This window comes from Rhizobacter terrae (genome assembly GCF_003852895.1).
GTDB lineage: Bacteria > Pseudomonadota > Gammaproteobacteria > Burkholderiales > Burkholderiaceae_C > Albitalea > Albitalea terrae.
This window is the reverse complement of record NZ_QUSW01000002.1, coordinates 209,753-235,731: the sequence shown is the minus strand read 5'-3', so window position 1 is coordinate 235,731 and position 25,979 is coordinate 209,753. Positions and strand designations below refer to the sequence as shown.

At 67.4% G+C, this 25,979-nt stretch carries 29 protein-coding genes; 15 read left to right on the top strand and 14 right to left on the bottom strand.

Features of this window, described 5'->3' with window-relative positions; all coding sequences use genetic code 11:
• Positions 1-1,848 (bottom strand): thiamine pyrophosphate-binding protein, encoded by a 1,848-nt coding sequence (locus tag DZC73_RS08045; protein ID WP_124540355.1) that lies wholly within the window; start codon positions 1,846-1,848, stop codon positions 1-3.
• A gap of 676 nt (positions 1,849-2,524) precedes the next feature.
• Positions 2,525-3,604 carry a DNA alkylation repair protein gene (locus DZC73_RS08040; RefSeq protein ID WP_124539722.1) on the bottom strand — a complete coding sequence of 360 codons (1,080 nt, stop codon included), beginning with the start codon at positions 3,602-3,604 and terminating at the stop codon, positions 2,525-2,527.
• A 40-nt stretch (positions 3,605-3,644) separates the two neighbouring features.
• Between DZC73_RS08040 and DZC73_RS08035 the strand changes: the two genes are divergently transcribed.
• Positions 3,645-4,433, top strand: coding sequence for a creatininase family protein (locus tag DZC73_RS08035; protein WP_124539721.1), 789 nt, complete (start codon positions 3,645-3,647; stop codon positions 4,431-4,433).
• Positions 4,434-4,505: 72 nt separating this feature from the next.
• Entirely contained in the window at positions 4,506-5,693 is a 1,188-nt protein-coding gene (locus DZC73_RS08030) for a YVTN family beta-propeller repeat protein (RefSeq protein ID WP_407924093.1), read from the top strand.
• Between the two features lie 112 nt (positions 5,694-5,805).
• Here DZC73_RS08030 and DZC73_RS08025 read toward each other — a convergent pair whose 3' ends face one another.
• The 4 genes from DZC73_RS08025 to DZC73_RS08010 form a co-directional block, all read right to left on the bottom strand.
• Entirely contained in the window at positions 5,806-6,471 is a 666-nt protein-coding gene (locus DZC73_RS08025) for a peroxiredoxin (RefSeq protein ID WP_124539720.1), read from the bottom strand.
• A gap of 138 nt (positions 6,472-6,609) precedes the next feature.
• Complete coding sequence (locus DZC73_RS08020; protein ID WP_124539719.1) at positions 6,610-7,188, bottom strand: DUF924 family protein; 579 nt, start codon at positions 7,186-7,188, stop codon at positions 6,610-6,612.
• Positions 7,185-9,254, bottom strand: a complete 2,070-nt coding sequence (locus tag DZC73_RS08015; RefSeq protein ID WP_124539718.1) for a prolyl oligopeptidase family serine peptidase — start codon at positions 9,252-9,254, stop codon at positions 7,185-7,187. Before DZC73_RS08015 ends, DZC73_RS08020 begins: the two co-directional genes overlap by 4 nt.
• Positions 9,255-9,476: 222 nt before the next feature.
• A complete protein-coding gene (locus DZC73_RS08010) occupies positions 9,477-9,752 on the bottom strand; it encodes a GNAT family N-acetyltransferase (RefSeq protein WP_124539717.1) in 276 nt (91 codons plus the stop codon).
• A 106-nt stretch (positions 9,753-9,858) separates the two neighbouring features.
• Between DZC73_RS08010 and DZC73_RS08005 the strand changes: the two genes are divergently transcribed.
• From DZC73_RS08005 to DZC73_RS07990, 4 genes are all read left to right on the top strand, one after another.
• On the top strand, positions 9,859-11,037 hold the full coding sequence (locus DZC73_RS08005) for an acyltransferase family protein (RefSeq protein ID WP_235835037.1): 1,179 nt from the start codon (positions 9,859-9,861) through the stop codon (positions 11,035-11,037).
• Entirely contained in the window at positions 11,034-11,270 is a 237-nt protein-coding gene (locus DZC73_RS08000; protein ID WP_124539715.1) for a hypothetical protein, read from the top strand. The genes DZC73_RS08005 and DZC73_RS08000 overlap by 4 nt, the downstream gene beginning before the upstream one ends.
• Before the next feature lie 6 nt (positions 11,271-11,276).
• Complete coding sequence (locus tag DZC73_RS07995; protein ID WP_124539714.1) at positions 11,277-12,410, top strand: AraC family transcriptional regulator; 1,134 nt, start codon at positions 11,277-11,279, stop codon at positions 12,408-12,410.
• A 66-nt stretch (positions 12,411-12,476) separates the two neighbouring features.
• Positions 12,477-13,910: a serine hydrolase domain-containing protein gene (locus tag DZC73_RS07990; protein WP_124539713.1), complete on the top strand. Its 1,434-nt coding sequence runs from the start codon at positions 12,477-12,479 to the stop codon at positions 13,908-13,910.
• Here DZC73_RS07990 and DZC73_RS07985 read toward each other — a convergent pair.
• Genes DZC73_RS07985 through DZC73_RS07970 form a run of 4 tightly spaced genes read right to left on the bottom strand, consistent with a single transcriptional unit; the run spans position 13,895 to position 15,608 of the window.
• On the bottom strand, positions 13,895-14,452 hold the full coding sequence (locus tag DZC73_RS07985) for a YaeQ family protein (protein ID WP_124539712.1): 558 nt from the start codon (positions 14,450-14,452) through the stop codon (positions 13,895-13,897). The genes DZC73_RS07990 and DZC73_RS07985 overlap by 16 nt on opposite strands.
• 60 nt (positions 14,453-14,512) lie before the next feature.
• Positions 14,513-14,887: a nuclear transport factor 2 family protein gene (locus DZC73_RS07980; protein ID WP_124539711.1), complete on the bottom strand. Its 375-nt coding sequence runs from the start codon at positions 14,885-14,887 to the stop codon at positions 14,513-14,515.
• Positions 14,884-15,237: a hypothetical protein gene (locus DZC73_RS07975; RefSeq protein WP_124539710.1), complete on the bottom strand. Its 354-nt coding sequence runs from the start codon at positions 15,235-15,237 to the stop codon at positions 14,884-14,886. Before DZC73_RS07975 ends, DZC73_RS07980 begins: the two co-directional genes overlap by 4 nt.
• Complete coding sequence (locus DZC73_RS07970) at positions 15,234-15,608, bottom strand: VOC family protein (protein ID WP_124539709.1); 375 nt, start codon at positions 15,606-15,608, stop codon at positions 15,234-15,236. The genes DZC73_RS07975 and DZC73_RS07970 overlap by 4 nt, the downstream gene beginning before the upstream one ends.
• A gap of 117 nt (positions 15,609-15,725) precedes the next feature.
• Here DZC73_RS07970 and DZC73_RS07965 point away from each other — a divergent pair, with 117 nt between their 5' ends.
• A complete protein-coding gene (locus DZC73_RS07965) occupies positions 15,726-16,115 on the top strand; it encodes a hypothetical protein (RefSeq protein WP_198414803.1) in 390 nt (129 codons plus the stop codon).
• A gap of 18 nt (positions 16,116-16,133) precedes the next feature.
• Here DZC73_RS07965 and DZC73_RS07955 read toward each other — a convergent pair whose 3' ends face one another.
• Entirely contained in the window at positions 16,134-17,135 is a 1,002-nt protein-coding gene (locus tag DZC73_RS07955; RefSeq protein ID WP_198414802.1) for an aldo/keto reductase, read from the bottom strand.
• Between the two features lie 152 nt (positions 17,136-17,287).
• On the opposite strand from DZC73_RS07955, the gene DZC73_RS07950 reads away from it, so the two are divergent.
• Positions 17,288-18,238 carry an AraC family transcriptional regulator gene (locus DZC73_RS07950; protein ID WP_124539708.1) on the top strand — a complete coding sequence of 317 codons (951 nt, stop codon included), beginning with the start codon at positions 17,288-17,290 and terminating at the stop codon, positions 18,236-18,238.
• Between the two features lies 1 nt (position 18,239).
• Here the strand turns inward: DZC73_RS07950 and DZC73_RS07945 are convergent, their stop codons facing one another.
• Positions 18,240-18,779 carry an RNA polymerase sigma factor gene (locus tag DZC73_RS07945; protein ID WP_124539707.1) on the bottom strand — a complete coding sequence of 180 codons (540 nt, stop codon included), beginning with the start codon at positions 18,777-18,779 and terminating at the stop codon, positions 18,240-18,242.
• 117 nt (positions 18,780-18,896) lie between these two features.
• Here DZC73_RS07945 and DZC73_RS07940 point away from each other — a divergent pair, with 117 nt between their 5' ends.
• The 3 genes from DZC73_RS07940 to DZC73_RS07930 are packed head-to-tail and all read left to right on the top strand — an operon-like array spanning position 18,897 to position 21,804.
• Complete coding sequence (locus DZC73_RS07940; protein ID WP_124539706.1) at positions 18,897-19,970, top strand: hypothetical protein; 1,074 nt, start codon at positions 18,897-18,899, stop codon at positions 19,968-19,970.
• 52 nt (positions 19,971-20,022) lie between these two features.
• Positions 20,023-20,595 (top strand): nucleotidyltransferase family protein, encoded by a 573-nt coding sequence (locus tag DZC73_RS07935; protein WP_124539705.1) that lies wholly within the window; start codon positions 20,023-20,025, stop codon positions 20,593-20,595.
• A 36-nt stretch (positions 20,596-20,631) separates the two neighbouring features.
• The gene (locus tag DZC73_RS07930) at positions 20,632-21,804 is read left to right on the top strand and encodes an HPP family protein (RefSeq protein ID WP_124539704.1); all 1,173 of its coding nucleotides are present in this window, start codon (positions 20,632-20,634) and stop codon (positions 21,802-21,804) included.
• On the opposite strand, the gene DZC73_RS07925 is transcribed toward DZC73_RS07930, so the two are convergent.
• On the bottom strand, positions 21,795-22,619 hold the full coding sequence (locus DZC73_RS07925) for an acyl-CoA thioesterase (RefSeq protein ID WP_124539703.1): 825 nt from the start codon (positions 22,617-22,619) through the stop codon (positions 21,795-21,797). The two genes, DZC73_RS07930 and DZC73_RS07925, sit on opposite strands and share 10 nt — an antisense overlap.
• Before the next feature lie 136 nt (positions 22,620-22,755).
• Between DZC73_RS07925 and DZC73_RS07920 the strand changes: the two genes are divergently transcribed.
• From DZC73_RS07920 to DZC73_RS07905, 4 genes are all read left to right on the top strand, one after another.
• The gene (locus DZC73_RS07920) at positions 22,756-23,073 is read left to right on the top strand and encodes a winged helix-turn-helix transcriptional regulator (RefSeq protein ID WP_124539702.1); all 318 of its coding nucleotides are present in this window, start codon (positions 22,756-22,758) and stop codon (positions 23,071-23,073) included.
• Positions 23,074-23,159: 86 nt separating this feature from the next.
• A complete protein-coding gene (locus DZC73_RS07915) occupies positions 23,160-23,726 on the top strand; it encodes a carboxymuconolactone decarboxylase family protein (protein ID WP_235835036.1) in 567 nt (188 codons plus the stop codon).
• A 190-nt stretch (positions 23,727-23,916) separates the two neighbouring features.
• On the top strand, positions 23,917-24,213 hold the full coding sequence (locus tag DZC73_RS07910; RefSeq protein WP_124539700.1) for a putative quinol monooxygenase: 297 nt from the start codon (positions 23,917-23,919) through the stop codon (positions 24,211-24,213).
• 16 nt (positions 24,214-24,229) lie between these two features.
• Positions 24,230-25,783 carry an alkaline phosphatase D family protein gene (locus DZC73_RS07905; protein WP_124539699.1) on the top strand — a complete coding sequence of 518 codons (1,554 nt, stop codon included), beginning with the start codon at positions 24,230-24,232 and terminating at the stop codon, positions 25,781-25,783.
• Here the strand turns inward: DZC73_RS07905 and DZC73_RS07900 are convergent.
• Entirely contained in the window at positions 25,780-25,968 is a 189-nt protein-coding gene (locus tag DZC73_RS07900; protein ID WP_124539698.1) for an oxidoreductase-like domain-containing protein, read from the bottom strand. The two genes, DZC73_RS07905 and DZC73_RS07900, sit on opposite strands and share 4 nt — an antisense overlap.
• Between the last annotated feature and the right edge of the window lie 11 nt (positions 25,969-25,979).

Here is a 25,979-nt window from a genome sequence, read left to right as displayed (position 1 = left end):
TCATTTCACGGATCCCAGCGACTTCAGGCGCTGGAACATGGGAGGAATCTCTTCCCGGTCGATGCGCACGTCCAGCATCGTGGGGCCTTTGCGCGAGAGCATCTCGTCGAAGTCGATGGCATCCAGGTCGGCCGGCGAATCGATCACATGACCCGGAATACCCATGGCCAGCGCCATCAACCGGTAGTCCACCTGCGGCAGCTCGTAGCCGATCTGTTCCGCGCCGGCCATGCGCTGGCCGTGCATCACCATGCCGTAGGCGCTGTCGTTGAGCACCACGAAGATCACGCACAGGCCCTCGGCCTGCGCCACGGTGATCTCCTGTCCGCTCATGAGGTAGCTGCCGTCACCGGTGATGCACACCACCGGGCACTTCGGGTTGCCGCGTGCCACTCCCACGGCCGCGCCGATGGCCCAGCCCATGGAGGCGAAGTCCATGGTCACGCGCAGCCAGCTGGCATTGCCCGAGCGCCCGTCCTTGCGCTGGTCGAGCAGCTTGTCGGCCGAGCGCGCCGTGCGGCGATTGCGCGGCTGCAGGTAGTGCACCGCCCAGGTCATGCTGTTGCCGGCGTCGGCGAGGAAACGCGTGCTGGGCGGGAAGCGGCGCGACAGCTCGTGCATCAGGCGCTGCGGCTTGATGGGCGTGGCGTCGGACTCGTACTGCTCGGGGCCGTCCAGCGTGACATGCGGATTGCAGCCATGTTCGCCACCGGCATCGGGCAGCTCGACAACGTTGGTCTGGGGCGCCGGGCGCAGTTGCTCCAGCAGTTGCGCGCAGATGGACATGATGCGTCCGCGCACATGCAGCCGCGCCATGGGCGTGCGCATCAGGTTCTCTTCGCAGGAGTCCACGTGCACCAGGCGGCTGCTCAGCAGGTGGCCGCTCCAGCCCTGGCTGTTGAACTCGCCGAAGCCGGTGCCGAAGGCCACGACCAGGTCGGGCTTGCTGCTCAGCAGCGCATCGGCACTGTCGTGTCCGCCGAAGCCGAACACGCCGCGGTAGGAGCGGTGGCGCGAGTTGATGAAGCCCTTGCCGTCCGGCGTGGTGATGAACAGCGCGTTGGTCGCTTCCACCAGCTTGAGGATGAGCTCGATCGCCTCGCCGCAGCCGTTGCCGATGAGGAACACCGGTGCGCGGGCGCGTTCGAGCTCGGTCTGCAGCTCGCGCACGGTGTGCAGGTCCACCAGCGAGGGCCTGGCGCGCAGGATGGAGGTGTAGTCCGTCTGCGCGGCCGGTGCCTTCACCGAGGCGCGCAGGATGTCCACTGGAATCGACAGGTGCGCCGGGCCGCGCGGTGTCTGCGAGGCCTGCATCAGCGCGCCGATGAGCTTGATCTCCAGCTGGTCCGCGTGCGAGACCAGCGAGTTGTAGCGCGTGCAGTGCCGGAACATGCCCACGGTGTTGATGCCGGTGCAGCTCGAGTCCTGCAGCGCGTTCTTGCCGAACGCATGGATGGGCGGCTGGCCGGTGATGACCAGCATGGGCACGCTGTTGGCATAGGCGCTGGCCACGCCGGTGATGAGGTTGGTGGCGCCGGGCCCGGACGTGGCGATGACCACGCCCATGCGGCCCGTCTCGCGCGCATAGCCGTCGGCCATGAAGGCCGCGCCGGCCTCGTGCCGCGCCACCACCGCCCGCACGCCGCCGCGCCGCTCGCTGCGGGCCAAGGCGTTGTAGATCGGCTCGATGGCGCCGCCCGGCACGCCGAAGACGTGCTGCACGCCGATCTTTTCAAGGTAGGCGACGATCAGTTCCGCCGCCTCGATGTTGGGCGCCTGCTGAGGCTGCTCCGCCACGTCGCTGCGTCCACGCCGCTCGATTCCGGCGCGCGCGACCGCGCTGTTCATCTGGTCCACGATTCACCCCTTCCACAATGCTTCGACTCACCGGCAAGTGCTGGACACGCGTTCGTACGCGAGCCGCCCGCCGGGCTGCTTTGTTTTGACGATTCGTGTTGTTGGGGCCACTGCTTCGCGCGCCGCTTGTTGCGACTGCGCTGGCACCGGCCTCATGAAGGGCCGTTGATGGCATACCGCTTCCTGATGCAACCCGTGAACCCACGCCTCCTCTGCGGGTTCTGCGCCGACGTTTTCTGCTGGCGGCCACCGGGTTGCTCGGACTTCGAGCCGGTGATCCACGCCATCCAGCGTTCTTGATCGGCGGGTCGGCTCGCGCGCGGCCGGCCTGCGAAGGCCGGGGGGAGCCGGGGTCTCACCTGGATTGCTTCACGCCGTCAATGGCGGCATGCAGCCACGTTCCACGGTCCAGGGCGGGGTAGGGCCAAGGCCAGCGACACGCAGCAATGATCCGAATCCGCATCACGGATCCGAATCAAGCAAGGTGGGAATGAAAGGGAGTGTAAGGTGAGGGTTTACGCTAGAAAAGATGGCAACCGAACCTTCGCGGTGATTCCCGAACTGCATCACGAAAGAAGGCCGATTTCCGGCAATTGCGTTGCGCGTGTCTCTCCTCGATGAAAGCGCTGTGCAACAGCTTGCGCGAGTTGCGTACGAAAGGGCTAAATCAGCACGTCAGTGCGAAATCGGCGTGGGCCTCCACGCGGCCGTTGATCAGCAGTTCGATGCGGTGCACGCCGCTGAAGTATTTGCGTGTGGTGATGGGCTTGACCGCATGCTGCCGGCGCAGCGCGCGCGGTGCCGCGAGATCGAGCGTCCAGCCCTTGAAGACCTTGGGCGAGGTGCCGCCGTTGGCCTTCACGTGGTGAACCGCGTAGTCGATGACCAGTGACTGGTTCTTCCTGCCGGCGGGTGTGAGCAGCACGTCCAGCGTGACCGAGTCGCCCAGCCGGATGCGCCGCGGCGACAGCGACAGCACGGCCTCGCCCTTGAACTTCGCGCCCTGGCCGAAGGCGCCCAGCACGCGGGCATCGCCCTTCTTGATGAGCGTGCGGCTGGCATGGCGAAGCAGTGCCTTCCGCTTTGCTGACGCGCCGGGCAGGTGCTTGTCCAGCCAATCCGCGACGAGGTGCGGGTGGTCCTTGGCGATGTCGTTGAGGTGGTTGGCCACGCTCTTGCGCACGTAGTCGCTGTCGTCGTCCATCAGCGCTTCAAGCAGCGGCAGGGTGGGCGTGGGGTCGGCGATGAGCGGCTTGAGCTGCAGGCCCCAGGGCAGGCGAGGGCGGCTGCCTTCGCTGACGAGGCGGCGCACGTGCTCGCTGGGGTCGGCCACCCACCGGGCCAGCGTCGCGAACGTGAGCTCCGGGTGCTGCAGGATGAACGGCCGGATCGCCCATTCGGCGGTGAAGTTCTGCGTGAGCGCATGCAGAACCTCCAGTGCGCGATCGGGATGACCGAGTCCGTGGCGCGACACGTATTCCCCCACCGGCCACAGCGCCCACTTGGCGAGCCCGCCCTCGATGGCTTTGCGCAGGATGTCCGCACTGAGCTTGAAATCGCCGGGGAGGGTGCCTTCCAGCGCCGTGCACAGGTGCATTGCGCGGGCCTTCATCTCCAGCTCGTCAAGTCCATCCAGGGCGAGCGTTTCGAATCGCTTGGCATCGAAGCGGGGCCAGGCCTTGCGCAGGCGGTCGGACATGTCCGCGACGACCGCGGCATTGAGCAGGTTCTTGAAGGGTTCAGCCATGCGCGCATTGTGTGGCTGCAGCCGGTCTTACCATCGGGCGATGCGATTCATCATCACCATTGGCTTGGCTGCAGCTGCGCTCAGCGCACAGGCGCAGAACAGCGTCTACCTGGAAGACCTCACCTGGACCGAACTGCGCGAGCAGGTCCAGGCCGGCAGCACCACCATCATCGTGCCCATCGGCGGTACCGAGCAGAACGGCCCGGCGATGGTGCTGGGCAAGCACAACGTGCGAGCGCACGTGCTGGCGGGCAAGATCGCCTCAGGCGTCGGGCACACGCTGGTCGCGCCGGTCATTGCCTACGTGCCCGAAGGCGCGGTGAATCCGCCCACGGCGCACATGAAGTTCCCAGGCACCATCACGATCCCCGACGCCGCCTTCGAGTCGACGCTGGAATATGCCGCCCGCAGCTTCCGCCAGCATGGCTTCAAGGACGTGGTCTTCATCGGCGACCACGGCGGCTACCAGAAGAACATGGTGAAGGTGGCGGCCAGGCTGAACAGGGAATGGGCAGCCACCCCGGTGCGCGTGCATGCGCTGGAGGACTACTACAAGGTGGTCGAGACCGACTACGCGCAGGCCCTGAAGAAGCGCGGCCTGAAGGACGCGGAGATCGGCACCCACGCCGGCGCGGCCGACACCTCGCTGGCCCTGGCGGTGGATGCGAAACTGGTGCGCACGGAGCGTCTTCACGCTTCGTCACTCGGGGCATCCCAGGGCGTGTATGGTGACCCCCGGCCATCGAGCGCCGAAGCCGGTCAACTGGGCGTGGACCTGATCGTTGGACGCAGCATCGAGGCCATCCGGCGTGCCATCGCACGGCCTTGACGCCGGTCAAGGGCCGGGGCGTCCTGCCCGGGCCGGTGGTGCCAGAATCCGGGGTTGTCTCGAGGAGTCAGTGTGAATTTTCGTCTTGCAGCGCTCGTGAGCGCCATCGCCTGCCAGGCGGCCTTGGCTGCCGGCCCCGCCTCGTCGCCGGCCTCTGCGCCTGTCTCTCCCGCCGCGGCCCCGGCCGTCGCCACCGTGCCGGGCATGCCGGGCGTGCCCGACCCGTCCAACCTCTACAGCGAGATTGCCGAGGGCAAGCTCAGCGAGGCCGTCAAGGGCCACCTGCCGCGGGTGTATGTGCCCAACCTGCAGAGCAACGACGTCTGGGTGATCGACCCGGCCACGCTCAAGGTGGTGGACCGCTTCCGCGTGGGCGTGAACCCGCAGCATGTCGTGCCCTCGTGGGACCTGAAGACCCTGTGGGTGGCCAACAACGCCGAGAACACCCCCAACGGCAGCCTCACGCCCATCGACCCCGCCACCGGCAAGGCCGGCAAGGCCATCAAGGTCGACGACCCGTACAACATGTACTGGACGCCTGACGGCAAGGAAGCCATCGTGGTGGCCGAGGCCTTCAAGCGCCTGGACTTCCGCGATGCCAAGACGATGGCGATGAAGTCGTCCATCGACGCGCCGGAGTGCGACGGCATCAACCACGCCGACTTCTCCATCGACGGCAAGTGGGCCATCTTCACCTGCGAGTTCACCGGCAAGCTGGTGAAGATCGACCTGGTGAACCGCAAGGTGCTGGGCTACCTCAAGCTGTCCAAGGGCAGGATGCCGCAGGACATCCGCGTGTCGCCCGACGGCAAGACCTTCTACGTGGCCGACATGATGGCCGACGGCGTGTTCGTGGTGGACGGCCCCAGCTTCCAGGAGACGGGCTTCATCCACACCGGCAAGGGCACGCACGGGCTGTACCCGAGCCGCGACGGCAAGTCGCTGTACGTGGCCAACCGCGGCTCCAACAAGATCCACGGCGCCAAGCGCGGACCGGGCAGCGTGTCGGTGATCGACTTCGCGTCGCAGAAGGTCGTGGCCAACTGGCCCATCCCCGGTGGCGGCAGCCCGGACATGGGCAACGTGAGCGAAGACGGCAAGCAGCTGTGGCTGTCAGGCCGCTATGACAACGTGGTGTACGTGTTCGACACCACCAACGGGAAGGTGCAGATCGTTCCCGTGGGCAAGGAGCCGCACGGGTTGACAGTGTGGCCGCAGCCTGGCCGATATTCGCTCGGCCACACAGGCAACATGCGCTGAAAGGAGAGTCGCGAAGCGACTCGACAGATCAAGCCACGCCCGCGGATCCGGCTTCGCCGGTCCGCAGGGTGGCGCCCCTTGGGGGCAGGAGCGCCAGCGACTGGGGGGCCGTTTACTTACCCGGCTGCTTGACGATCCGCAGGTAAGGCTTAGGCGCCTTCCACCCCTCCGGGAACAGCTTCTTCGCATCCTCATCGTTGACCGAGGTCACGATGATCACGTCTTCCCCTTGCTTCCAGTTCGCCGGTGTCGCCACCTTGTGCTGGGCCGTGAGCTGCAGCGAGTCGATCACGCGCAGGATCTCGTCGAAGTTGCGGCCCGTGGTCATCGGGTAGGTGAGGTTGAGCTTGATCTTCTTGTCCGGGCCGACCACGAACACCGAGCGCACGGTGGCGTTGTTGGCGGCGGTGCGGCCTTCGGAGGTGCCCGCTTCGTCAGCCGGCAGCATGTTGTAGAGCTTGGCCACTGCCAGGTCATCGTCGCCGATCATCGGGTAGTTGGGCCGGTGGCCCTGCGTTTCCTCGATGTCGTTGGACCACTTCTCGTGGTTGGCCACCGGGTCCACGCTCAGGCCGATGAGCTTGACGTTGCGCTTCTTGAATTCCGGCTCGATCTTGGCCATGTAGCCCAGTTCGGTGGTGCACACCGGGGTGAAATCCTTGGGGTGCGAGAACAGCACGGCCCAACTGTCGCCGATCCATTGGTGGAAATCGATGGTGCCTTGCGTGGTCTTGGCAGTGAAGTTCGGGGCGGTGTCGTTGATGCGTAGCGAGGACATGGCTGACTCCTTGAGTCGATGAGAAATCGAACGGCGGGCAGCGAGTATCCGCCCTTGCATCGGCATTTGCCAAGACTGTGTTTGGAACAACCTTATGCGGCCGGGTGGGGATGCTGCCGCCCGGAGAAATCCCGCCTTTCAGAAGCCGGAGCCGGGCTGCTTGAGGAACTCGGTTTCCTCGGGCGTCGAGGGGCGCCCGAGCGCTGCATTGCGATGCGGGAAGCGGCCAAAGCGTTCGATGATGACGCGGTGGCGGTGGGCATAGTCCAGGTTGCTCTCGGCCCCGGACGACAGCCGCGCCAGCTCGGTGAACAGCCGCACGCATTCGTCCTGGGCCTCCAGGCCTTCGGCGTGCATGAAGGGCATGTACACGAACGGGCGCCGCACGGCGGACACCGCGAGATCGAAGGCCGCGGCGACCATGGCGCGGGCGCCGGCCAAGGCCAGCGCGTCGCCCTCGAAGGCGTCGGCCCTGTTGCGCCGCGTGTTGCGGGTGAACTGGTCCAGCACGACGATGCGCGCCAGCGCCGGATCGGGCGCAGCCTGCCACGCATCCAATCCGCCCGCGATGGCCTGGACGATCAGCGACCCGAAGCGGCGCTCGATCTCGGCGTCGAAGGCCGCATCCTTGCGGAACCATTCGGCTCGCACTTCATCGTTCGGGCCGAACCAGAAGTCCAGCACTTCGCGTGCTTGTTCCGGCGATGGTGAACTCATGGCTGTTTCGCCCCCAACTGCTGCCACAGGTAGCTGAACTCCAGCGCCTGCAGGTGCGCACGCTGCTCGTTGTCTGCCGCGCCACCGTGGCCGCCCTCGATGTTCTCGTAGTAGAGCGGGTCGTAGCCCAGCGAGAGCATGCGTGCCACCATCTTGCGGGCATGGCCCGGATGCACGCGGTCATCGCGGGTGGACGTGGTGAACAACACCCGCGGGTACTTCACGCCGGCCTTCACGTTCTGGTAGGGGCTGTACTTCGAGATGTAGGCCCATTCTTCCGGCACGTCGGGGTCGCCGTACTCGCCCATCCAAGAGGCGCCAGCCAGCAGCTGGTTGAAGCGCCGCATGTCCAGCAGCGGCACCTGGCAGACCACCGCGTTGAAGAGATCCGGCCGCTGCACGAACACCGCGCCCACCAGCAGGCCGCCGTTGCTGCCGCCTTCGATGCCCAGGTGCTCGCGCGAGGTGATCTTCTGCGCGATCAGGTCTTCGGCCACGGCGATGAAGTCGTCATAGCTGCGCTGGCGGTTCTGCTTGAGCGAGGCCTGGTGCCACGCCGGGCCGAACTCGCCGCCTCCGCGGATGTTCGCCACCACCCACACCCCGCCGCGCTCGTACCACGAGCGGCCGATGCTGCCCGAGTAGTACGGATTCAGCGACACCTCGAAACCGCCGTAGCCATACAGCAGCGTCGGGTTCTTGCCGTCGGCCTTGGCGCCCTTGGGCCAGATGACGAAGTAGGGCACGCGCGTGCCGTCCTTGGAGGTGGCGAAGCGCTGCTCGACCTTCATGCCCGTCGCGTCGAACAGCGGCTGGCGCTGGCGCAGCAGCTCGCGCTTGTCGCTGCCCGCCGTGGCGAGGAACAGCGAGTCCGGCGTGAGGTAGTCGGTGTAGGTCATCACGTAGTTGTTGGCGAACGGATCGTCCTTGATCTCGTCGTCATACAAGCCACTCACGCCCAGCGTGCCGGGGAAGGGCGCCTTGACCTCGCTGAACACGAACTCGCTGCCCTTCTTTTGCCACTGCTCCAGCTTGCTGGCCACGTTGTCCAGCACGTTCACGATGACGTGGTCGCGCGTGACGGTGTAGCCCGCGAGCGAGCGGCTGGCGGTGGGCGTGAAGAGGGCGGTCAGCTTGCGCTCGCCCTTGAGGTAGGCCGCGGCGTCGGTGACCAGCAGCGAGCCGGCGGCGAAGTTCTTGCCGCCCACGCTCCAGTCGCTGCGGATGCGCAGGAACAGCGTGTCGCGCATGAAGAAGGGCGATGCGTCGCTGGGGATGTCGAACTTCACCAGCTTGCCGTCCACGAGCATCATGGTCTCGCTGTGGAAGAAGTCCACCGACCGGCTGAAGAGGGTGCGCTGGTAACCCGGCGTGTGATAGACCGATACGCCGGCCGCGACGTCCTTCTTCTCGGCCTCGAAGACGGTGACGGCATCGGCGAGCGGCGTGCCGCGCTTCCAGCGCTTCATCACGCGCGGATAGCCGGAGTCGGTGAGCGAGCCGGGGCCGAAATCGGTGCCGACGTAGACGGTGTTCTCGTCGATCCACTCCACGTCGCTCTTGGCTTCGGGCAGCGTGAAACCGTCCTTGACGAAGGTCTTGCTGACGGTGTCGAACTCGCGCACCACCTTCGCATCGGCACCGCCGCGCGACAGCGAGATCAGGCAGCGGCGATAGTCAGGCCCGAGGCAGTTCGAGCCGCCCCACACCCAGTTCTCGTTCTCGGCCTTGGCCAGGGCATCGAGGTTGATCACCGTTTCCCACTTCGGCTGCGCCTTGCGGAACTCCTCCAGCGAGGTGCGCCGCCACAGGCCGCGCTTGTTGGTCTCGTCCTGCCACAGGTTGTACAGCCACGGGCCGCGCCGCGCGAAGTAGGGAATGCGGTCCTTGGCATTGAGCACTTCCATCACGCCCTTGCGGATGGGCTCGAACTCCGGCCGCGCCTGCAGTTCCTTCTGCGACAGCGCGTTGCGTTCGCGCACCCAGTTCAGCGCCTTCTCGCCCTGCACGTCCTCCAGCCACTGGAATGCATCGTCGGGCTGGGGAGCGGTGGCGGGCTTGGACATGGCGGCGTGAGGGAGGAGGAGGAGATTCAATGTGGCCGCAAGAGCGAGTGCGCTGCGGCGGATCGTGGAAGACAGCATGGCGGTGAAGGCACGTGGGTGGAGCCTGGGACGTCGGCGCGGCTGCCGGATGAGGCGGGCCGCGCCGGGCGAATGTCGCGCGCAGGCGGTGGGCCGATGCGCGAAGCGCTGATTCTGCCGCGCGCGCGGGGTCCGGACGAACCCCTAGACGTGCAGTGCCTTCGTCTCAGGATGCCGGCGCATGTACACCGCGACGTACGAGCAGCGCGGGTCCACCTTCAGGTCGTTCTTGCGTGCGTAGTCCATCGCGGCCTCCACCATTTCGGCGGCGATGCCGCGGCCTTCCAGCGGGGGCGGCACGAAGGTGTGCGTCATGACCATGACCTTGTCCACGAGCCGGTAATCGGCCACGCACAGCTGGCCGTCGACGGTGGTCTCGAAGCGGCTGCGTTCGGTGTCGTGCTTGATGATGTGAGCCATGGCGCATTGTGTCCAAAGCAATGAGGCATGAATGTCGTCAGGGATTGCGGCAAGCGATGTGCCCAGGCCCTACCATCCGCGGCTTCCAGAAAAAATCCCCGCTGCCGTGAACACCCCGACCCCGCGCCGCTTCGACGGCCTCGACACCTTGCGCGCCATCGCCATCGTGCTGGTCTTCATGTACCACTACCAGGTGTTCGTGAGCCGCGAGGCCACCTTCGGCCTGGGCAGCACGCTGGGATGGACCGGCGTGGACCTGTTCTTCGTGCTCAGCGGCTACCTCATCGGCAACCAGATCTTCAGCGGAATGGCCAAGGGCGAGGCGCTGTCGCTCAAGGCCTTCTACGCCCGCCGCTTCCTGCGCACCCTGCCCAATTTCTACGTGGTGCTGGCGCTGTTCTTCCTCTTTCCCACGCTGATGGGCGGGCGCACGCCGCCGCCGCTGTGGCGCTTCCTGACCTTCACTCAGAACATCGGCCTGGAGCCGGGCACGGCCTTCTCGCATGCGTGGTCGCTGTGCGTGGAAGAGCAGTTCTACCTGCTGCTTCCGGCGGTGGCCCTGCTGCTGGCGGCCACGCGGCGCAGCGTGGCCTGGGGCTGGCTGCTGGTCATCGGCGGCATCGCCGCGGGCATGACCTACCGGCACGTGATGTGGACGCGCACGGGCCTCGTCACTCAGAACGGCTCGATGGACTACTACCCGAACGTGTACTACTCGTCCTTCGGTCGTTTCGATGAATTCCTGCCCGGTGTGGCGGTGGCCATGCTGAAGAACTTTCACCGCGATGCCTGGACGCGCGTGACGCGCCACGGGCAAGCCTGGCTGGCGGCCGGCTTGCTGGCCGTGGTGGCGGTGGGCTGGCTGCTGAACGACTCCTACTTCATCGACGGCTATGGCTACGGCTGGGCGGCCAGCACCTTCGGCTATTCGCTGGTCGCGATGGCGTTCGGGCTGCTCGTGCTGGCGGCCCTGTCGCCCGACTCGTGGCTGTACCGGGTGCGGGTGCCCGGAGCCGCCGCGCTGGCGGCATGGTCGTATGCCATCTACCTCACGCACAAGCCCATGGCGCAGATCATCAAGGCGCAGTGGGGCGCGGCCATCCCCGGGCGATGGTCGCTGGTGGCGGTGGCCGTACTCGCCAGCCTCGTCGTCGGCTGGCTGCTTTACCGCGTGGTCGAGACACCGTTCATGGTGCTGCGCGAGCGTCACTTTCCGAGCAGCTTCCCTGCGGGGCAGGCTAAGCTTCCGGCCAACACCCAAGGACACCAAGGAGTTTCGCCATGATCCGAATCCTCATCTCGGCTGCATGCGTCGCGGCCTTGGCCGGTTGTGCCAACGCACCGCAAGCGAAGGCTGATTTCGCTGCCAAGAACCGTCCGCTGGAAGTGCGCTGCGTGCGCGCCCAGACCTCGTACAAGACACCGGTCGAGCCGAACCAGACCGCCGCCCAGAAGCAGAAGGAAGCGCAGATCGCCGCCAGCCGCGGCGAACTGGACAAGGCCTGCGACTGGCTCTGAACACCCATGGACTGGCGCGGCCTGGACCCGCTGGAGATCGCGCTGCGCTCAGCGCTGATCGCCCTGCTGCTGATGCTGGCGGGGCTGCTGGCCAAGGGGCATCCGAGGCATCCCGCCGCGCGCATGGGCGCCTTGCTGGCGCTGAGCGTGTCGGCCTACGTGCTGCAGTCGTCTCCAGGCTTCGCAGTGCCGGCCTTGTGGTGGCATGCGCCCATCCTGGCCCTCTCGGCTGGGGGCGCGGTGGCGTTCTGGCTGTTTGCCCGCACGCTGTTCGATGACGACTTCGAGCCCGGCGCCTGGCATGCGCTGGCCTGGGCGGCGATGGCGCTGGCGCCGGTGGTGAACTGCTTCGTGCTGCTGCCGCAGTACCACGCGTCGGCTCGCAGCCTGGGGCGGGGCATCGACGTGGCGACCTCGCTCTTCGCGCTGCTGGCCATCGCCCAGACGCTGGCGACCTGGCGCGGTGACCTGGTGGAGCGACGGCGGCGGCTGCGCATCTTCATCGTCGGTGCCGGCGCGGTGTATGCCGTGACTGCCGCCGCCACCAGGCTGCTGCAAGGCGATGGCCGGCTGGGCGGCACGTCCGGCTTGCTGGATGTGGGCGGGCTGCTGGTGATCGTGGCCGTCATCGCCGCGCGCATCCTGCAGGCCACCAGCGGCGGCATCTTCGCCACGGCCGTGCAGCCGCAGCCGGTGATCGATGCCGAGGCCGCCGAACCGCCGCCCGAACCCATGGACCCGGCCGAGCAGCGCCTGGTCGAGCGGCTGGACCAGGTCATGGCGGTCGACCGCTTCCACCGGCAGGAAGACGCCAGCATCGGCGCGCTGGCCGGCCAGCTGGGCGTGCCCGAGCACCGCCTGCGCCGGCTCATCAACCAGCGGCTGGGCCATCGCAACTTCAACGCCTTCCTCAACCGCTACCGGCTGGCCGATGCGAAAGCCGCACTGCGCGATCCGGCCAAGTCCGAACTGCCGGTGCTCACCATCGCCATGGACGCGGGCTTCCAGTCCCTGGGTCCCTTCAACCGTGCCTTCAAGGCCGACACCGGCCTCACGCCGACTGAATTCCGCCGCCAGGGCGGGCGTCCCATGCCCGCCGAAACCGCGATGCCGCTGGCCGAATTCGAAATCGGCCAGTGATTTCCACTGTCGGCGAGCTTTTTCCTGCGCACATCCGCAAGCTGGGTGGCGAAAGGAGAGCTTCCCATGACATTCCGAATTTCGCCCCGCGCCGTCCGTCGCGTGCTCACCGTGGGCCTGGTGCTGGGCCTCGTGTCCTGCGCCGACTTGCCGGCTGGCCGGGCCATCCGCATCGGCACATCGTCCGTCAGCCATGCGCTGTGCTCCAACCACTTCATCGGCGGCCAGCCGGCGGACACCGTCTACCGTGAGGAGATGGCGCCCGATGGCGGGCAGAAGCTGATCGGCTGGGCGATGAACTACCGGGTGGACGATGTCCGCCGCGAGGTGACGACCACCGTGCTCGGCGGCTTCGAGAAGCGAGCCGTCTACAAGGAAGGCCTGGGCTGCACCGTGCTGCATGGCGATGCGGTGCCGCCGGCGCTGGCCGTCCAGGACGTGCCGCCTCGCCTGCCCGACCTGGCCGACGGCTTCGCGCCGCCCGAGCCGGTGCAGGCGGCCGACCCCGCCATCCGTGCCGCGATCGACGAGGCTTTCGTCGAGCCGGCCCAGCCGCCGTACCGCCGCACCAAGGCGGTGGTGGTGGTGCACCGCGGGCAGGTGATCGGGGAGGGCTATGCGCCGGGCATCGGCGTGGACACCGCCTTGCACGGGCATTCGATCACCAAGTCGGTCACCCATGCGCTGGTCGGCGTGCTGGCGCGCGAGGGGCGCATCAAGCCGGCGGAACCGGGTCAGGTCCAGGCCTGGCAGTCGCCGGATGACCCGCGACACCTCATCACCATCGACCAGTTGCTGGGCATGGTCAGCGGCCTGCCCGGCGATGAATATGCTGGCGGCTGGGACGCCTCGTCGCGCATGTGGTTCGTGGAGCGCGACATGGCCGCCTACGCCGCCACGGCCAGACCCGACGCCGAGCCCGGCAAGCGCTGGGCCTACAGCGACCTGGGCTTGATGCTCGTCTCGCGCGCCGTACGCGACGCGGCGGGTGGCGATGCGGGCAGCGTCCTCAAGTTCGCGCACCGCGAGCTGTTCGACCCCATCGGCATGCGTCACGTGACCTTCGAATTCGACGAGACCGGCACGCCGCTGGGCCCGAGCCACCTCTACGCGTCAGCCCGCGACTTTGCGCGCTTCGGCATGCTGTACCTCAACGACGGCGTGGCGGGGGGGCGGCGCATCCTGCCCGAGGGCTGGGTGAAGAACGCGTCCACGCCCAAGACCGAAGCGGCCTACGGTTCGGGCTTCTGGCTCAACACCAGCCAGGCGGCCAACGGCCAGTGCGGTCTCTTCGGCATGCCCGGCGCGCCGGCGGATGCCTACTTCGCGCGCGGCTACCTCGGGCAGTACGTGGTGATCGTGCCCAGCCGGCAACTGGTGGTGGTGAGGCTGGGCGTGTCCTACGGCCAGTGCGGGCAGGTGAACAACGCGGGCAAGCTGGTGAAGGCGGTGGTCGACGCGCTGGATGCGAAGCCGGCAGTGGCTCAGGCCGCGCCGTAGAGCGGCTGCGGCGTGATCTCCACCGAGTCCGCGCCGTCGCCGATCCACACATGGCCGTCCTGGATGGTGACCTGCAGCTGCATGGTGCGCTGTGCCAGGGCGGCCAGCGCCTGGCTCTGCTCGGCGGGAATGAGCCACACCTTCAGGTTCTCGGCACGGGTGATCTTGGTGGCCACGCCGTTCCACCAGATCGGCGAGCTGGCGCTGAAGGCATAGACCGCCACGCGCTCGGCGCGCGGGCTGGCGCGCATCATGCGCTTCTCGTCGGGCTGGCCAACGTCGATCCACTGCACGATCTGGTCGGTGAGGTCCTTCTGCCAGAGCGCGGGCTCGTCGGTGTCCCACAGGTCCTTGGCGAAATCGAGCGCACCGTTGTCGTTGTCGGCCGGCACGTTCAGCGCGAAGGCCAGCAGCCGGATCATCATGCGCTCGTCGGTCTCCGACGGATGCCGCGCGATGGTGACGCCATGGTCGCCGTAGACGTTGCGGTCCATGTCGGCGATCTGGAGGTTGGCTTTGTAGATGGTGGCTTTGAGTGCCATGGGGCCTGCGCTGGTCGGCTCGGGAAAGCGGCGATTATGGTCCACAGGGGCAAGAGCCCTTCACCACGGCTGCGCTGCGGGCGTGCCTTGGTGATAGAGGAGTTGCCAATGGGCGTCGACTTGAACCCAGACCGAAGAGCGCAGCGTGTGGTTCTCAAGCGTGGCGTCTGGCCGGCGATGCGCCGAGCGATAGGTGAGCAATGCCACGCCAGGTGCCAATTGCTGAACTGCGAAGTGGTCCGAGGTCACCGGCGGCGAGGTCTTTTGCTCGGCCAGGAAACGCATGACGGTGGCGCGGTCGTACTTGCGACCTGATCGCCCGACTTCGTGGAAGTCGATGTGAAGGAGTTGTTCAAGCCGCTGGGCATCGCAGCGCACGCCGGGGTGGTGAAGCTCCACTTCCAGCGATTGGAGGGTGGCAAGAAGATCGGTCATCGGCACGAGCGGGCACCTGCGCTGGTGGCTGTGGGCTCGTAGCTGAAACGATGAGCCACGTTCCCGAAGATCTCCGTGGTTTCCGACAGCTCCGTCTCGTTGAAGCGGGTCAGTGCGCCCGAACGCACACTGGCCTGTCGAGGCTCGATGAACTGGGTGACAGTGGAAATCTCCGTGTTGGATGAAACATTCTTGATGAGAAGACCGGACTCTATGAACAGGCCGTGGATATTTTCAAACGCAGGCGTGCCACCTTCCTCAAAGGACACTGCGCGAAAAAACTCCGTGGTCAGCCGGTCCAGCTCGGCTTTGACAGCGGTGCGATCCGGATGGCCCATGTGACTGTTCATTGGGACTCGGCCTTCGGCTCGAAAAGCTCGATCGGGTTGCCCGACGGGTCCTCGACCAGGACCTGACGGCCACCCGGCCCCTTGATGGGCTTGCTGCGAAACCGCGCACCTGCGCCTTCAAGCTTGACGACTGTACTGTCCAAGTCCCGGACCTCGATGACAAGACGGTTCCAGCCGCCAGGTTCCGGCATGGAGCCGTTGGACAGCTTCTTGCGGGCAGAAGTGCCGGGGCCGCTGAGCCAAAGCGACAGGCCCTTGCGCTTGACGATTGCAAACGGCGGGCCCCAGCGATCCGTGAGCTTGAACCCGAGCGCAGCGTAGAAAGGAAGCGACGCGTCAACGTCGTTCACGAGATAGCGGACTGCTGTCATGTGCCTCCCTGTGGCCAAAAGACGCGGTGCCATTGTGCGATGGAACCTCGCGCCGTCCCGTCGCCAGTGCGTACACTTTGGCCTTCACAAAAGATTCGGGTCAGCAAGGAATCCGACATGTCACTCAAGAAGTTCGACCTGGCCAAGAACCTGGGCCTGAAGATCAGCGGTCAGATGAAGGCGGCCGGTGTGCCTGGCCGCTTCGCGCAAGGCGCCACCGAAGTGCTGGACCGCAAGGAGCAGCGCCGCCGTGATGCGGCGGCTGGCCTCGTGCCGTTTGCCTGCAAGCTGCCGCTGGATCTCGTCAAGCAGATCAACGAGCGTGGCTCGGCACACGAAGGCGGCGTCAACGGCTGGCTGGCGGAGGTGATCGAGAAGGGTCTCAAGCCGGTGGCTCGCAAGGCATCGACCAAGCCGGCGGAAGAAGCCGACGAGGCCGCGGCACCGGCCAAGGCGCCGAAGAAGACGGCGGCCAAAAAGAAGGCCGCCGACAAGCCAGCGCCATGACCGACGCGGGCTGCCGGATCAAACGTTGACGTTGGCCATTCCCATCTCGGGATAACGCAAGCCAGCCACCGGCTGCAGCTTCAGCACCTCATCGATCTTCGCCAGCTCGGCCGCGTTCAGGCTCACCGCCACCGCGCCGGCGTTCTCCTCCAGCCGCTCGATGCGCCGCGTGCCGGGAATCGGCACGATGCGCGGGCTGCGCTGCAGCAGCCAGGCCAGCGCCAGTTGCGCCGGCGTGCAGCCGCGGTCGGCCGCGAGCGACTTCACCGCGTCCACCAGCGCCAGGTTGGCCTTCAGGTTCTGTTCCTGGAAGCGCGGGTTCTGGCGGCGCCAGTCGTTGGGCGCGAGCTGTTCGGCGCTCTGGATGGCACCGGTGAGGAAGCCCCGGCCCAGCGGCGAGTAGGCCACGAGGCCGATGCCCAGCTCATCGAGCACCGGCACGATGTCGGCCTCCAGGTCGCGCGTCCACAGCGAATATTCCGACTGCAGCGCCGCGATGGGGTGCACCTTGGCCGCACGGCGGATGGTGGTGGCCGATGCCTCCGACAGGCCGAGGTGCCGCACCTTGCCCGCCTTCACCAGCTCGGCCATCGCGCCCACCGTCTCCTCGATGGGCACCTTTCGGTCCACGCGGTGCTGGTAGTACAGGTCGATGTGGTCCACGCCCAGCCGCTGCAGGCTGGCGTCGCAGGCGCGGCGCACGTAGTCAGGGCTGCCGTCGATGCCGAGGAAGGCGCCATCAGGGCCGCGCACGTTGCCGAACTTGGTGGCCAGCACCACTTCGTTGCGACGCGTGCGCAGCACCTGCGACAGCAGCCGTTCGTTGGCGCCATTGATGCCGTACATGTCGGCGGTGTCCAGGAAGTTCACGCCGATGTCGATGGCATGGTTCAGCACCTTCAGGGACTGCTGCTCGTCGGCCGGCCCGTAGAAGTCGGACATGCCCATGCAACCCAGGCCGATGGCCGAGACCTGCAGGTCCTGGTTGCCGAGGGTGCGGCGGGGGATTCGTGTGCTCATGGATCAGCTCCTTGGTGTGGGTTGGCGGATGCATGAAGGCTATTCGCCGAGGGCCCGACCCCGGTAGCGGATTGCTGGCGGATGATTGCCTGATCCTCCAGACCCGCCGACCCCGCTGCCCGCAGGGTGGCCGGGATGGACACAATCGCCCCATGGCTGAATCCAACGTCCACTACCTGCCCGATGTCTCGCCGCTGGACCTGCACCAGTCGGAGCTGGTCGACCTCGTGTCGCGCTTCGCGCCGGAAGACGGACTGCATGCCACCCAGGTGCCCGGCCTGCACCTCATCCGCGCCAGCGCGCCGGCGCAGCGATTGCCCACGGTGTACGAGCCCGGCATCTGCGTGGTGGTGCAAGGGCGCAAGCAGGCCTCGGCCATGGGCGAGGTGCTCACCTACGACCCGTTGCACTGCCTGGTGATCTCGGTGCCCATGCCCTCGGTGGGGCAGATCCTGGATGCCACGCCCGAGAAGCCCTACCTGTGCGTGCGGCTGAACATCGATCCGCGCGAGGTGGGCGGGCTCATCCTGCAATCGGATACGACGGCCGCCCAGGCAGCCGCCAGGGCACCGCGCGGCTTGCAGACCTGGCGCGTGTCCGCGCCGCTGCTGGATGCCGTGCTGCGGCTGCTGCGCCTGCTGGCCACGCCGGGTGACCTGCCGGTGCTCGCGCCGATGGCCGTGCGCGAGATCTACTACCGCGTGCTCACCGGCGAACTTGGGCCCCGGCTGCGCGAACTCGCCACCGCCGACAGCCATGCGCACCGCATCGCCCGTGCCATCGAGCTGCTGCAGCGGCGCTATGCGGAACCGGTGCGCATCGAGGAGCTGGCTGGCTCCGTGCACATGAGCGCGTCCAGCCTGCACCACCACTTCAAGCAGGTGACGGCGATGTCGCCACTGCAATTCCAGAAGCAATTGCGGCTGCATCACGCCCGCCGCTTCATGCTGATCGACGGGCTGGATGCCGCTGCGGCCGGGCACCGCGTGGGCTACGAGAGCCCGTCGCAGTTCAGCCGCGAATACCGGCGACTGTTCGGCGCGCCGCCCAAGGCGGAGATCCAGCAGGTGAAGGGGCTCGAACCCGCCACGGCCGGGCGCTGAATCACGCCGCCTGCGGCTGCGCGTGCATGTGCTCGCGCAGCATGCGCCGTGCCCGGTGCAGCCGGCTCTTGGCGGCGTCCACGGTGATGTCCTGGGCGTGGGCCGCTTCCTCCAGCGTGTGGCCCAGCACGTCCACCTGCATCAGCGTTTCGCGGTAGATCGGTGCCATGGCCGAGAGGGCGCGGGCGAGGTCGATGCGCAGGGCGCGCACCTCGTCATCGTCCTGGGCAAGCTCGGGGGCTTGCGCGTCCAGCGTCTCGGTGGGCCGGTGCAACGCCAGCACCCGGATGCACAGGCGCCTGACCACCTGGAACAACCAGCTCGACAAGGCCTGCGCTGCGCGAACATCGCCCACCCGGCGGCTCATGATCCACAGAGCGTCCTGGACCGCGTCGTCCACCTCGTGGGCGGGGCAGTGCCGGCGGGCGTAGCGCCTGAGGTCGGGCATGCAGTCGCGCAGCAGCGATTCGAGCGCCGTGCGATCTCCGTCGCGGGCACGGGCGAGAAGGTCGCTGCGGTCGGGGGAAGCCGGGGTGGGCATGGTGCGATTGTCGAGGGTGGAATGAGGCCAAGAGACAGAAACGTCGGGAAACGATTCATGCACCCGGCACACTTATGATTCGCCGAATCGTTCGCGCAACCATGGGAGGCATGACCAATGCGCACAATCCTCGCGGTACTCATCAGTTCCAGTGTTCTCGCAGCCTGCGGCGGCGGGGGCGGCAGCAGCGGCGGCACCAGCGCGCCCTTGCTGGTCATCAATTCCTCGAACCAGCAGTCGGTGGGCCGGGCCACGGCCACGGCATCGACCGCCCTGGTGGGCGTGGGCGACGGGGTGGGCAACGCCAACTCGACCGGTGGCACGGCCTCGGCGAAATCGGTGACGCGCTCGGCCGCGGGCCTGCCCGGCAACTCGATCGCCGGCATGGCCATGTACCTGGGCCACACGCTGGCCGCTGCGAACGATGCGCAGCGCACGGCCCTGTCGGCCAGCCGTGCAGGCGGTACCTCGCGTTCGCTGGCCGTCGCGCCGACCACCGTCAACTGCGGCGTCAGCGGCACGATGACGCTGAGCCTGGTGGACGCCGACAACAGCGGCACGGCCACCTCGGGCGACAGCATGACGCTGAGCTTCAACCAATGCAAGGACTCGGCCACCGACAGCGTGAACGGCAGCATGACGATTGCGCTGGGCGGCGTCAGTGTGAACGGCGGGCTCGTGTCCTTCAATGGCAGCCTGTCGATGAACGCCCTGACCGTGGTCGAAGGCGGCCGCACGGCCGCCATGAACGGTGGACTGACCTTGAACTTCACCGAGGTCTCGACGACGCAGACGCAGGCCACCCTGACGGTGGGCTCCAGCGGCCTGAGCGCCAGCGTGAGCGGCAGCCAGACTGACGCCGTGAGCTTCGACGCAGGCTTCGCGTTGAACGTGACCGAGGTCCTGTCGTCCACCCCCGGCGGCGTGGACACGTCCACGGCCACCTTCAGCGGCAGCTTCAGCACCACCGCCATCGGCGGCCGGGTGCAGCTGGAGACGCCGACCGCGCTGCTGCAATGGTCCAGTGACACCTACCCGCGTGCCGGCGTGCTGCGCGTCACCGGCAGTTCGTCCGCACTGCGCCTGACGGTGCTGGACGCGACCACCGTGCGGCTCGAACTGGATGGCAACCTGGACGGCACCTACGAGTCGACGACGGACGTGCCGTGGTCGACGCTGTTGCCGGGCTGACGCCTTCCACGCATCACCAGGAGGCCCGCTGTCAGGCGGGCCTTTGTCATTCATGCAAGACCGATTCCTCGCCGACGTCCTCGCCAACCGCCACAACCGCGCCATCCTCGAACGATGGGACGACCTGGCCCTGCCCGACGCCTGGCTGGTCGCAGGCTGCCTGTTCCAGACGGTTTGGAACCTGCAATCCGGCCGGCCGCCTGAAGCGGACATCAAGGACTACGACCTCTTCTACTTCGATGCCGGCGACCTGAGCGAAGCCGGCGAGCGTGCAGTGCAGGCTCGGGTCGATGCGCTGCTGGGTGACCTGGGCGTGTGCATCGAAGCGTCGAACCAGGCGCGCGTGCACCTGTGGTACGAGTCGTACTTCGGTCATCCCTATGCGCCGCTGCACAGCTCGCGCCACGGCATCGAGCGCTTCCTCGTGCCGTCGACCTGCGTGGGCGTGCGGCCGGGCGAGGTCTGCGCACCTTACGGGCTGGCGCTGCTGTACGACGGCGTGCTGGGCATGAACCCGCTGGTGCCGCACCGCGACCTCTTCGAGCGCAAGGCAGCGTCCTACCGGGCGCGGTGGCCGTGGTTGCGCATGGCCGCGGATGCGGCAACCCCGCATCCCGCCGCTTGATCGGCCGGGCAGAATCCAGGCTTTTTGCGAGCGGCCATGCCCAGCAGTTCAGAGTCCTCCGCCGTGCCTGAATCTCCCGCCCGCCTTGCTGCCTGGTGGCGCGAGTTCCTGCCCGCGCGCATGGCCGTCGATGGCAAGGAGCGCATTCGTGTCGTGCTGGGCGCTTTCGTCGGGCTGCTGGTCACGGGTGCGCTGTGCCGTTTCGTGCTGCCGCATGACCCGGCGCTGCCATGGCTGGTCGCGCCCATCGGCGCGAGCGCGGTGCTGGTGTTCGGCGTGCCTGCCAGTCCGCTCGCGCAGCCCTGGGCCGTGGTGGGTGGCAATGTGCTGTCGGCGCTGGTCGGCATCCTCTGCGGACATGCCGTCGGGCATGAACCCTGGGTGGCCGGCGTGGCAGTGGGGCTGGCCATCGGCGTGATGTTCTCGCTGCGCTGCCTGCACCCGCCTGGCGGCGCGAGTGCCTTGCTGGTGGTGTTGTCGGGTGTGAGCGACTTCCACTTCGTCGTGTTCCCTGTGCTCGTGAACTCACTCCTGCTCGTCGCGGCCGGGGTGGCCTACAACAGCGCCACGCGTCGCCGCTACCCGCATGGGCAGTTCCGCCCCATGCCCGCGCCCGCAGCGGCCGTGCCCACCGCGCGCTTCAGCGAAGCAGACCTGGACACCGTGCTGGCCCGCTACAACCAGGTGCTGGACGTGAGCCGCGACGACTTGCGCAGCCTGTTGGAACAGGCCGAGGTGCAGGCCTACCGGCGCCGCATGGATGAGGTCCGCTGCGAAGACATCATGTCGCGCGAGGTGCTCACGGTGGAGTACGGCACGCCGCTGCAGGAGGCCTGGGCGCTGCTGCGTGCCCACCACATCAAGGCCCTGCCGGTGATCGATCGCGCACGGCGCATCGTGGGCGTGGTGACGTTGGCGGACTTCCTCAAGGGCGCGGACCTGGACGTGCACGACGGCTGGGCCGGGCGCCTGCGTTCGCTGATCCGCCCGACGCCGAACTCGCACACCGACAAGGCCGAATCCGTCGGCCAGATCATGACGCGGCAGGTGCGCGTGGCCAGCCGCGACCGGCCCATCAGCGAACTCGTGCCGATGTTCGCCGCCACCGGCCACCACCACATTCCCATCATCGACGACGAGCGCCGGCTGGTGGGCATCATCACGCAGTCGGACATGGTCGCGGCGCTGTGCCGCAGCGATCAGCCGTAGACCGTGACCACCTGGTAGGCGAGGGCGGCCAGCGCGCCGCTCGGCGCCCACAGCATGGACTGCTGGTTCACGTAGCCACCCGCGGCGGCGATGGCCTTGTTGTCGGCGCGCCACCAGCCATCCAGTTCTTCGCCCGGCGGCAGCGGCCGCAGCTCCAGTGCCCATGACACCGAGCTGGCGGGCACGGGCGACCTGAAGCGGCTGAGCACCGGCGTGGGCGAGGCATCGGCCATCAGCACGGTCATGAGCTCGCTCGGCCGCGATGCGGTGTCTTCATCGAGCAGGCGCAGGTGCAGCGCCGCGATCCAGGTCTCGACGCCGGTGAAGGGCGGCGCGCCGTCGCCCCAGCGCATGTCCAGGTGCGCGGTGAAGTTGGGCCGCGTGCCGGGAATGAAGGGGAAGGCGCGCAGCTCGTCGTGGTCCTTGGGTACTGACGGCTGCACCGGTTCCAGCGGCGGCACGATGGTTTCGCGGTCGCTGCCGAACACGCCCACCATCAACGCACAGACCTCGCCGCGCTGCTTCACGGTGGCCTGCACCTGGCGCACGTTCTTGCCTTCGCGCAGCACCTGGCCCGTGACGGTGACCGGGCCTTGTTCCACCGGTGCGATGAAGCTGGTCTGCAGGGCGCGCAGGCTCACCGTGGCCGGCCAGCTGCCGCCGGCCACGTCGCGCATGGCCTGCACCGCGAACACCGAGACGAGCCCGCCGAAGGAGGTGCGGCCTTGCAGCCAGTCCTGCGGAATCTCGAAGGTGACGTCCGGGCCGGCCTGGCGGCGGCCCGAGAGGATGCTGGAAAGCGGCGTGAGGTTCATGGCGTGTGGGGGGAAGACGTTGCGGAGATTATCGAAAGAGTGGCGCAGGCTGCAATGTTGCCGCGGCGACAGAGGTGCGATGCCTGTGCGCTCCGTGGAAACGCTACATTTCGTGTAGCAACTCCGTCATCACTCCATGGTCGCCCGAAACAGCAAGCAAGCCGAGGTGAAGCAAGCCGTGAATGCCACGCTGGAATTGTTCCAGCGCAAGTGGCTCTTGCGGGTGGTGTGGGAACTCTATTTGGGACCCAAGACCTTTCGTGCCTTGCAGGAGGCCTGCGACGACCTCTCGCCCACGGTGGTGAACGCCCGGCTTTCCGACCTGCGCGAGGCTGCGCTCGTCGAGCTGCAGCCGGGCGAAGGCTACGCGCTCACGCCGCTGGGCCTGGAAATGGTGGAAGCCTTCACGCCGCTGATGAAGTGGGGCGTGAAATGGCAACGCCTGGCCAAGTGATCTGAATGCCCTTGCTGTGTGCTACGGAAATTGTAGCGGTATGCTCATGGTGCTACAAATTCAGTAGCGAAGACAAGGAGCCTGCCGTGAACCAGACGCACAGCCGCATCCCGCCGCTGGAATCGCCGTTCGAGCCGAACATCGAGCAAATGCTGAACCGCATGAACCCGCCCGGCGCGCCCAGCGTGCTGGCGTTGTTCCGCACGCTGGCCGTGAACCCCGCCATGGCCGAGCGGCTCATGCCCTGGGGCGGGTACCTGCTGGGGCGTCATGCCAGCCTGCCGCTGCGCGACCGCGAGGTGGTCATCGACCGGGTGTGTGCCCTGTGCGGCGCGGAGTACGAATGGGGCGTGCACGTGGCGGCCTTCGCCAAAGCGGCCGAGTTCAGCGATTCGCAGATCGCGGCCATCGCCGACCCTGACGGCCCGCTGGATGCCTTGCCCGAGCGCGACCGCCTGCTGGTGCGGCTGGTCGACGAACTGCACGACACCTCGCAGGTGAGCGATGCGCTGTGGTGCGAGGTCTCGGCGCTGTGGACGCAGGCGCAGTGCGTGGAGCTGCTGATGCTCGCTGGCTGGTACCACGCGATCTCCTATGTGTGCAATGCGGCGCGGGTGCCGTTGGAGAGCTGGCAGGCAAGGTTTCCGGCCTAGCGGTTGCGGCAGGACCTGGTATTGGTGGAGCGCCCATTGGCAACACAGAGGACACAGAGAGCACAGAGGACACAGAGCTTTTTCGCTTCCAATGTCTCTGTGTGCTCTGTGGCCCTCTGTGTCCTCTGTGTTTTCACCTGGGCCTTCAAACCCGTGCCAGACTGGCGCCTCCCACTTCGCCACCATCACCATGCTCATCGTCACTGGAAGCCTCACCGCACGCCCCGACACCTTCGACGAAGTCCTGCGCCTCAGCGACGAGCACGTGCGGCGATCGCGCGCGGAGCCCGGCTGCATCTCGCATGCTGTCAGCCGCGACACCGAGAACCCGCTGCGCCTCGTGTTCTTCGAGGAATGGGCTGACCGCGCGGCCCTGATGGCGCACTTCGCCGTGCCCGCCTCACGCGGCTTCGGGAAGGCCGTGGCGGCGCTGGTGTCGCAGCCGCCCACCTTGTCGGTGTACGAGGCCCAACCCATCCAACTCTGAGGACGGAGGAGACCGCATGGACCGCCGACACCTGCTCCAGCTTGCCGCGGCCACCGCCACGACGCTGTGGCTGCCGCGCAGCGCCTGGAGCCAGCCGAAGTTCACGTCCAACCCGTTCACGCTGGGCGTCGCCAGCGGCTCGCCCACCCACGACTCGGTGGTGCTGTGGACGCGCCTCGTGGTGCCCGGCGGCGCGCTCACCGAAGCGGCCACCGTGCGCTGGGAAGTGGCGCGTGACGAAGCCTTCAAGGACATCGTGAAGAGCGGCCAGTCGCAGGCGCTGCCCGAGCTTGGGCATTCGGTGCATGCCGAGGTCGGCGGCCTGGAGCCGGACCGCTGGTACTTCTACCGCTTCTTCGCCGGCGACGAGCGCAGCCCCGTCGGGCGCACCCGCACCTTCCCGGCGCCCGACGCCATGGCCACGAGGCTGCGGCTGGCCTATGCATCGTGCCAACGCTGGGAACACGGCTACTTCACGGCCTACCGGCACATGCTGAACGAGCAGCTCGATGCCGTGCTCTTCCTGGGCGACTACATCTACGAATATCCCGGCGCCAAGGACGCGGTGCGCCCCGTGCCCGGCGGCTGGGTGCTCACGCTGGACGATTACCGCCGCCGCTACGAGCTGCACAAGTCCGAGCCCGAGCTGCAGGCCATGCATGCGGCCTGCCCCTGGATCGTCACCTGGGACGACCACGAGGTGCAGAACGACTACGCCGGCCTGCACGTCGGCGAGAACGGTCCGGAGGTGAAGGACTTTCCCGCCCGCCGCGCCGCGGCCTACCAGGCGTTCTACGAGCACATGCCGCTGCGCTCTTCGGTGCTGACGCAGGCCGTGGCCGGGCTGCGCCAGGGTGCGGAGACGCGCATCTATGGCGAGCTTCGCTTCGGCAGGCTCGCGTCCTTCTACGTCCTCGACGACCGGCAGTACCGCGACCTGCACGCCTGCACCAAGGACGGCAAGCCGGGCTCCAGCAGCGTGGACGTGGCCAGTTGCCCACTGCTGGCCGACCCGAAGCGCACCTTGCTTGGCGCGCCGCAGGAAGCCTGGCTGGACCAGGCCTTCGCACGCGCCGGCCAGGGGTGGAACATCATCACCCAGCAGACCCTGTTCGCGCCGCGCGTGGCTCCCACGCCGGACAAGACCATCGTCTGGAACGATGGCTGGGACGGCTACCCTGCGGCGCGTCAACGCCTCGTCGACAGCCTGCGCAAGCGGGAGCTGCGCAATGCGGTGCTGCTGGGGGGCGACGTGCACGAGAACTGGGTGGGCCACGTGAAGGCCGACTTCGCCGAAGCCAAGAGTCCGAACGTGGCGGTGGAGTTCTGCGGCACCAGCATCACCTCGCGCTCCGGCGGCAACGACAAGATGGCCGAGCGTCTGGCCCGCAACCCGCATTTCGTGTTCGCCGACGGCGAGCGCAAGGGCTACGGCGTGTGCGAGTTCACGCCCAAACGCATGAGCACGGCGTTGCGGGTGGTGAGCGACGTGACGAAGAAGGATGCCGGCATCGAGACGCTGGCGAGCTTTGTGGTGGAGGCAGGGGTGCCGAAGATCGAGAGGGCTTAGTCCTTCGCCGTGCGGGCGGCCTGCCGGTCCTGCCAGGCCTTGTGCTCCTTCAGGAAGCGCTCGCGCTCGATGGCATAGAAATCGAAAATGCACGGGTCGCAGCCATTGCCGCAGCACTCGTCGTCGCCCGGGGCGAGTGGGGCTTGGGGTTCAGGGTCGGATGGATCGGGAGGCGTTGAAGGCATCCGTGCATTGT

Bases quoted from the DNA above. Each gene is read 5' to 3' on its own strand.
- DZC73_RS08045 (WP_124540355.1), bottom strand. From the start codon at position 1,848: ATGAACAGCGCGGTCGCGCGCGCCGGAATCGAGCGGCGTGGACGCAGC.
- DZC73_RS08040 (WP_124539722.1), bottom strand. From the start codon at position 3,604: ATGGCTGAACCCTTCAAGAACCTGCTCAATGCCGCGGTCGTCGCGGAC.
- DZC73_RS08035 (WP_124539721.1), top strand. From the start codon at position 3,645: ATGCGATTCATCATCACCATTGGCTTGGCTGCAGCTGCGCTCAGCGCA.
- DZC73_RS08025 (WP_124539720.1), bottom strand. From the start codon at position 6,471: ATGTCCTCGCTACGCATCAACGACACCGCCCCGAACTTCACTGCCAAG.
- DZC73_RS08020 (WP_124539719.1), bottom strand. From the start codon at position 7,188: ATGAGTTCACCATCGCCGGAACAAGCACGCGAAGTGCTGGACTTCTGG.
- DZC73_RS08015 (WP_124539718.1), bottom strand. From the start codon at position 9,254: ATGTCCAAGCCCGCCACCGCTCCCCAGCCCGACGATGCATTCCAGTGG.
- DZC73_RS08010 (WP_124539717.1), bottom strand. From the start codon at position 9,752: ATGGCTCACATCATCAAGCACGACACCGAACGCAGCCGCTTCGAGACC.
- DZC73_RS08000 (WP_124539715.1), top strand. From the start codon at position 11,034: ATGATCCGAATCCTCATCTCGGCTGCATGCGTCGCGGCCTTGGCCGGT.
- DZC73_RS07995 (WP_124539714.1), top strand. From the start codon at position 11,277: ATGGACTGGCGCGGCCTGGACCCGCTGGAGATCGCGCTGCGCTCAGCG.
- DZC73_RS07990 (WP_124539713.1), top strand. From the start codon at position 12,477: ATGACATTCCGAATTTCGCCCCGCGCCGTCCGTCGCGTGCTCACCGTG.
- DZC73_RS07985 (WP_124539712.1), bottom strand. From the start codon at position 14,452: ATGGCACTCAAAGCCACCATCTACAAAGCCAACCTCCAGATCGCCGAC.
- DZC73_RS07980 (WP_124539711.1), bottom strand. From the start codon at position 14,887: ATGACCGATCTTCTTGCCACCCTCCAATCGCTGGAAGTGGAGCTTCAC.
- DZC73_RS07975 (WP_124539710.1), bottom strand. From the start codon at position 15,237: ATGAACAGTCACATGGGCCATCCGGATCGCACCGCTGTCAAAGCCGAG.
- DZC73_RS07970 (WP_124539709.1), bottom strand. From the start codon at position 15,608: ATGACAGCAGTCCGCTATCTCGTGAACGACGTTGACGCGTCGCTTCCT.
- DZC73_RS07965 (WP_198414803.1), top strand. From the start codon at position 15,726: ATGTCACTCAAGAAGTTCGACCTGGCCAAGAACCTGGGCCTGAAGATC.
- DZC73_RS07955 (WP_198414802.1), bottom strand. From the start codon at position 17,135: ATGAGCACACGAATCCCCCGCCGCACCCTCGGCAACCAGGACCTGCAG.
- DZC73_RS07950 (WP_124539708.1), top strand. From the start codon at position 17,288: ATGGCTGAATCCAACGTCCACTACCTGCCCGATGTCTCGCCGCTGGAC.
- DZC73_RS07945 (WP_124539707.1), bottom strand. From the start codon at position 18,779: ATGCCCACCCCGGCTTCCCCCGACCGCAGCGACCTTCTCGCCCGTGCC.
- DZC73_RS07940 (WP_124539706.1), top strand. From the start codon at position 18,897: ATGCGCACAATCCTCGCGGTACTCATCAGTTCCAGTGTTCTCGCAGCC.
- DZC73_RS07935 (WP_124539705.1), top strand. From the start codon at position 20,023: ATGCAAGACCGATTCCTCGCCGACGTCCTCGCCAACCGCCACAACCGC.
- DZC73_RS07930 (WP_124539704.1), top strand. From the start codon at position 20,632: ATGCCCAGCAGTTCAGAGTCCTCCGCCGTGCCTGAATCTCCCGCCCGC.
- DZC73_RS07925 (WP_124539703.1), bottom strand. From the start codon at position 22,619: ATGAACCTCACGCCGCTTTCCAGCATCCTCTCGGGCCGCCGCCAGGCC.
- DZC73_RS07920 (WP_124539702.1), top strand. From the start codon at position 22,756: ATGGTCGCCCGAAACAGCAAGCAAGCCGAGGTGAAGCAAGCCGTGAAT.
- DZC73_RS07910 (WP_124539700.1), top strand. From the start codon at position 23,917: ATGCTCATCGTCACTGGAAGCCTCACCGCACGCCCCGACACCTTCGAC.
- DZC73_RS07905 (WP_124539699.1), top strand. From the start codon at position 24,230: ATGGACCGCCGACACCTGCTCCAGCTTGCCGCGGCCACCGCCACGACG.
- DZC73_RS07900 (WP_124539698.1), bottom strand. From the start codon at position 25,968: ATGCCTTCAACGCCTCCCGATCCATCCGACCCTGAACCCCAAGCCCCA.